Below are 267 nucleotides of genomic sequence, written 5' to 3'. Positions count from 1 at the left end.
CTCTGGTCGCTGTACCTGGCCTACGGGTGGCTGGCCCTGGCAACCCTGGGCATGGCCCTCTGGCACCTGGGCTGGTCGATACCCCAGAGCCTGGTGACCCATGCCCTGGCGGTGGGTGGCCTGGGCGGGCTGGTGCTGGGCATGGTGGCGCGGGTCAGCCTCGGCCACAGTGGCCGGCCCCTGCAGGCTTCGCGGGCCATGGCCGGTGGCTTTGCGCTGCTGTTTCTGGCGGCCCTGTGCCGGGTCCTGCTGGTGCCGTTCAGCAGC

Annotated in this window: 1 protein-coding gene; it reads left to right on the top strand. The window is 71.9% G+C overall.

All coding sequences use genetic code 11. The features are described from left to right. The coding region (locus R0J88_RS20635) for an NnrS family protein (protein WP_410900972.1) at positions 1-267 on the top strand (267 nt) is incomplete at both ends.

The organism is Pseudoalteromonas sp. SIMBA_162, from assembly GCF_046535955.1.
In the GTDB taxonomy this organism is placed as follows: domain Bacteria; phylum Pseudomonadota; class Gammaproteobacteria; order Enterobacterales; family Alteromonadaceae; genus Pseudoalteromonas; species Pseudoalteromonas marina.
The sequence above is the reverse complement of the archived record's forward strand: the minus strand, read 5'-3'. Positions and strand labels throughout refer to the sequence as shown.